The sequence below is a fragment of the Streptomyces sp. NPDC002520 genome (genome assembly GCF_053595235.1).
Window position 1 is genome coordinate 1 of sequence record NZ_JBSFXG010000087.1, and the last position, 4,168, is coordinate 4,168.

5 protein-coding genes, 3 pseudogenes and 1 other annotated feature are annotated in these 4,168 nt (G+C 67.5%); of the genes and pseudogenes, 5 read left to right on the forward strand and 3 right to left on the reverse strand.

The features are described 5' to 3' along the window. Positions 1-211, reverse strand: a pseudogene (locus ACWD5D_RS44740) (IS6 family transposase); the annotation flags it as partial. Positions 212-253: 42 nt separating this feature from the next. Next, on the reverse strand, positions 254-712 hold the full coding sequence (locus tag ACWD5D_RS44745; protein ID WP_451378490.1) for a P-loop NTPase fold protein: 459 nt from the start codon (positions 710-712) through the stop codon (positions 254-256). Between the two features lie 3 nt (positions 713-715). On the opposite strand from ACWD5D_RS44745, the gene ACWD5D_RS44750 reads away from it, so the two are divergent. The 4 genes from ACWD5D_RS44750 to ACWD5D_RS44765 all read left to right on the forward strand — a co-directional run bounded on the left by ACWD5D_RS44750 (position 716) and on the right by ACWD5D_RS44765 (position 3,469). Beyond that, positions 716-1,498 carry an alcohol dehydrogenase catalytic domain-containing protein gene (locus tag ACWD5D_RS44750; RefSeq protein ID WP_451378491.1) on the forward strand — a complete coding sequence of 261 codons (783 nt, stop codon included), beginning with the start codon at positions 716-718 and terminating at the stop codon, positions 1,496-1,498. A 113-nt stretch (positions 1,499-1,611) separates the two neighbouring features. Beyond that, complete coding sequence (locus ACWD5D_RS44755) at positions 1,612-1,983, forward strand: hypothetical protein (RefSeq protein ID WP_451378492.1); 372 nt, start codon at positions 1,612-1,614, stop codon at positions 1,981-1,983. A 371-nt stretch (positions 1,984-2,354) separates the two neighbouring features. Further along, positions 2,355-2,672 (forward strand): transposase, encoded by a 318-nt coding sequence (locus ACWD5D_RS44760; RefSeq protein WP_451378493.1) that lies wholly within the window; start codon positions 2,355-2,357, stop codon positions 2,670-2,672. Further along, positions 2,633-2,761: a sequence feature (AL1L pseudoknot), on the forward strand. Its footprint overlaps the gene before it by 40 nt. Then, positions 2,669-3,469 (forward strand): IS3 family transposase, encoded by an 801-nt coding sequence (locus ACWD5D_RS44765; protein ID WP_451378494.1) that lies wholly within the window; start codon positions 2,669-2,671, stop codon positions 3,467-3,469. (Overlaps the previous feature by 93 nt.) Before ACWD5D_RS44760 ends, ACWD5D_RS44765 begins: the two co-directional genes overlap by 4 nt. Positions 3,470-3,794: 325 nt before the next feature. Here the strand turns inward: ACWD5D_RS44765 and ACWD5D_RS44770 are convergent. Further along, positions 3,795-3,956 (reverse strand): annotated as a pseudogene (locus tag ACWD5D_RS44770) (aminoglycoside phosphotransferase family protein); the annotation flags it as partial. A 48-nt stretch (positions 3,957-4,004) separates the two neighbouring features. Here ACWD5D_RS44770 and ACWD5D_RS44775 point away from each other — a divergent pair. Continuing rightward, positions 4,005-4,168: pseudogene (locus tag ACWD5D_RS44775) on the forward strand (IS3-like element ISMyma3 family transposase); the annotation flags it as partial.

Below are 4,168 nucleotides of genomic sequence, written 5' to 3' on the forward strand. Positions count from 1 at the left end.
GCTGCCTGCGGCGCAGCGCGCTGGCGTAGCACTGCCCGAACTTGGCACACCAGCGGCGGACCGTCTCATGCGAGACGACGACACCGCGCTCGAGCATCAGCTCCTCCACCTCACGGAAGGACAGCGGAAACCGGAAGTACAGCCACACACAGTGGGAGATCACCTCGACCGGGTACCGATGGCCCTTGTACGACGGCGACACGTCCCCCACGGACAACCCTCTCCAGCATGATCAACCCGAAGATCATCCCACTCAGCCAGCCAACGTGACAGCGCCTCCGTGCACGTTCTCTTCTCCACGGCTACCGCCCGGGGGCAGCTGGAACAGGAGCACTGTGCCGCACACGACCGACAAGCGGATCAGGAAGGAAGTCGGACATCTTCTGTACCTGCCCGAGACGGGACCACTCCAGGTAACCGGCAACCGCCCCACCCTGGATCCCAAGGATCGCGGACAAATCGCCTTCCAGGCCCTCCTTTTCGGGAGGGCTTCGCGTATTTCGCTGAACTGCGCCAGGGGCAGGGACTCCAAGTCGGAGTAGAGCCATGGGTTGAGTTCCGCGACAAGCCAGCCTTCATCGTCGTCTGTTTCCCGTAGATGGTGTGTCACCTTGCCGAGGACGCTGGATTTTCCCGAGCCCCAGGGGTCGATGAGGGCGAGGACTCCAGTTTCGGTCTGGTTCCGTACCCGGTCAGATCGTGGTGCGCGCACGCTGTGGCGCTCAACAACGCCGACGCCGCCATGCTGGAAGCTGCCGACCCCACCGCGGGAGGGAACGGCAATGAATACCAGGCCGGCTATGAATTCGCCGGTGATGTCACCGCCGTCGGCGAGGGTGTCGATACCATCGGCGTGGGCCGGCGCGTGATGGGCACCACCTTCGCGAGCTTCGCCCAGTACGTGCTGGCCGACCACCGGTACGTCCTGCCCGTCCCTGGCGGCCTCGACCGCACCGAAGCCTGCGCGCTGCCCACCGGCCTGCTCACCGAACAGGGTGCCCTCATGACCGGCGGCTTCCGCCCCGGTCAGTCGGTGCTGATCACCGGCGTCACCTCCAGCATCGGCCTCGTTGGCCTGCAGTTCGCCCGAGCCCCGGGCGCAGGCCAGACCTTCGCCGCCTGCTTGCCTGCCACCGCAGTGGACGGCGTCGTGGTCAGCAGCGGCTGCCTCGACCAGGGCGCCGTCACCATCGACCTCGACGAGCTGTCCTACCGCAACCTGCACGTGTGCGGGGTGTCCTTCGGCTTCACCCGCGCCACAGAACTCGGCGCCGTCATCGCAGCCGCCGGCCAGGACCTGCTGCTCGCCCTCGCCGACGGACGCGTACGCCCCCTTATCGACAGCACCCTGACCTTCGGCACCGCCGACCAAGCCGTCACCCGGCTCGTGGTGGCGGTTTCATGGCCGTGGAGCCGACGCGCCGGGCGGTCCGGCGGGATCCGCGAGCGTGAGGACGCAGGAGTGGCGTGGGAGTCGATGGCGATGCGCCCGTCATAGCCGCTCCCGAGCGCCCCAACGCCTCGATCGGCGGCCGCGACGCGCGTCCCTCGCGCGGGTGATCTTCAAGGCCGGGCCGTGACGGCACGGACGGCTCCGCTGGTTGTCCTGGCATGACTCGACTGATCACCACGGCCGCGCTCGCGGCCACCCTCGTCGGCTCCGTCGCTGTGATGCCGTCTGCTGCGGCCGCGTCCGCCCAGCGGCCAGCAACTGCGGCGGCCTCCATGCCCTGCAGCTCCTGGTGGCAGGTCACCGGCAAGACGGTGGCGGTGCGGCGGCCGGCCTGGAACGAAGGACCGGTGGCGAAGCCGAACTCGCCCGTCGACCACTACCTCCACAGGGGCGAGCGCGTGATGTCGTGCGTAATCGCCATCGCGCGGACCGAACACGGTCCCGCCTACCACGAGTGCGGGAAGGACGGAAGTATCTGGCGGGTGGTGCAAGGTGGCCAGGTCCCGGAGACCTGCCTGAAACGTGTGTGATGGCCACGCTGACGGCGCTGTCTGCGGCCTGAGCACCGGGGCGCAACCCGGGTCGTGACAATCCCTGGCTGCCGAGGATCTGGCCGTCCTGTCCCCGTCACCCCGCCGCCCTCCCGGGTTGCTGCCGGCCTGCCAGCGTAGTGGCGGGGTGATTGCGGATGGCGGGCCGTGACGGGGGGAGACGGCCGGGCGTTGACCGGGCATGAGGAAGCAGATGATCGGGGTGTGTGCGCTGGCACTGGCGATCGCGCGCGCTGGGTCGCCGGCACACGCGGACGCCACCATCTGAATCGCCCCGGCTTTGATGCAAGCCCTAACTACGCGGCCTTGGGGTTTGATGGAGATCATCAAGACCCGGAAGGATGCCGATCATGGCTGCTCCCCGTAAGTACCCCGACGAACTGCGTGAACGCGCAACGCGTCTGGCCATCGAGGCCCGTAAGGACCCGGCCGGCCGGGCCGGAGCGATCAAGCGGATCGCCGACCAGCTGGACGTGCATCCCGAGGCCCTGCGGGGGTGGGTGAAACGGGCCGAGATTGACGAGGGCGTCGTGCCCGGGACCACGAGCGCGGAGGCCGCGCGGATCGCGGAGCTGGAGCGGGAGGTGAAGGAACTGCGGCGGGCGAACGCGATATTGAAGTCCGCCTCGGCTTTCTTCGCAGCGGAGCTGGACCGTCCACTGCGATGAAGGTCGCCTACATCGACCAGTACAAGGAGACGTTCGGCGTCCAGCCGATCTGCGACGTCCTCGCCGAGACGGACGCGCCGATCGCGCCGAGCACCTACTACGCCGCCCACGCCCGTCCACCGTCGGCCCGCAGCCTGCGCGATGCCGAACTCACCGAGGAGATACGCCGGATCCACGCCGACAACTACGGCGTCTACGGAGCCCGCAAGATTCATGCGGCCCTTCTGCGCGAGGGGCATGAAGTGGCCCGCTGCACGGTCGAACGCCTCATGCGCCAGGCCGGGTTGCGCGGAGTGATCCGGGCGAAGAGCCCGCGCACCACCCGGCCCGCGCCCGAGACCGACCGGCCCGCCGACCTGGTCGGGCGGGAGTTCACCGCGAGCGCCCCGAACCAGCTCTGGGTCGCGGACATCACCTACATCAGAACCTTCACCGGCTGGGTCTACGCCGCCTTCGTCATCGACGTGTTCTCCCGCATGGTCGTCGGCTGGCAAAGCTTGACAATCACTGAGGGCAAGGCCGGGCTGAGCGTGTGCGGGCACGGGCTCACTGTGACCCGAGCAGGCGGCTGGATGGACGGCCGCGGCACCGGAGTCAGGGCCCGCCTGTACACGGTCTACCAGGGCACGCGCACCGACATCACCAAATGGAAAGACGCCACCCCTGTCACGGCGGGTATCGACCGGTTCTCCAGCGTCGAGTGGAACTTCAAGAACAGGAAGTTCTGGAACGGCACCTGGCTCTGCATCCAGTTCAACAGGGCTGACGGGGCGCCGTGCGCACAGATCCACCGCTGATCTAAGCGGTCGCTGATCGGGACTGACGATGGGTGGCCCCGCGTAACGTGCGACGAAGACACGGGGCCACAAGCCCTCACTCGTCCTGTCAAGAGCAGGGCATACCACTCAAAGGGTATGAAGTGGATGAATCGGCGTCGAGCTTAACGTCCAGTCACTGCTGCAACTGGGTGACGTCAGTGGAGAACGCGCTGCAGTGTTTGTTCGGATTGGCTGGGCGGCGACGATGGAACGGTGCGGGTCCGGGACCTCACCATCGGCACCCAGGTCGGCGAGCCCCTCACCGACGAGTGGGTGTGGTCAATTGCTTGCCTCGCTCCCGCCCAGGGAGGCGCCTCTCAAGTCCCTCGTCGTCCAGGCCCGTCCGGACCGCCAGATGTGTCATGAGGACCGACGGACACGCGTACTGCCCGGCACTCGGATCAACCGCGACCAGTCCAGGAGCCGGCACGCCGGTCCCCGACAGCAGGGTCAGCGCGTCGGCCTGAACCGTTCCGGGTTCGATAGAGACTCGATCATTTGAGAGGATCGAGTCATGGCACGTTCTTCCCAGTACCCGCTTGAGCTGCGCCGTCGTGCGGTGCGGATGGTCGCCGAGGTGCGACCGGAGTACGACACCGAGTGGGCCGCGATGAAAGCGGTCGCCCAGAAACTGGGCATCGGTACGACCGAGACGCTGCGCAAGTGGGTGCGGCAGGA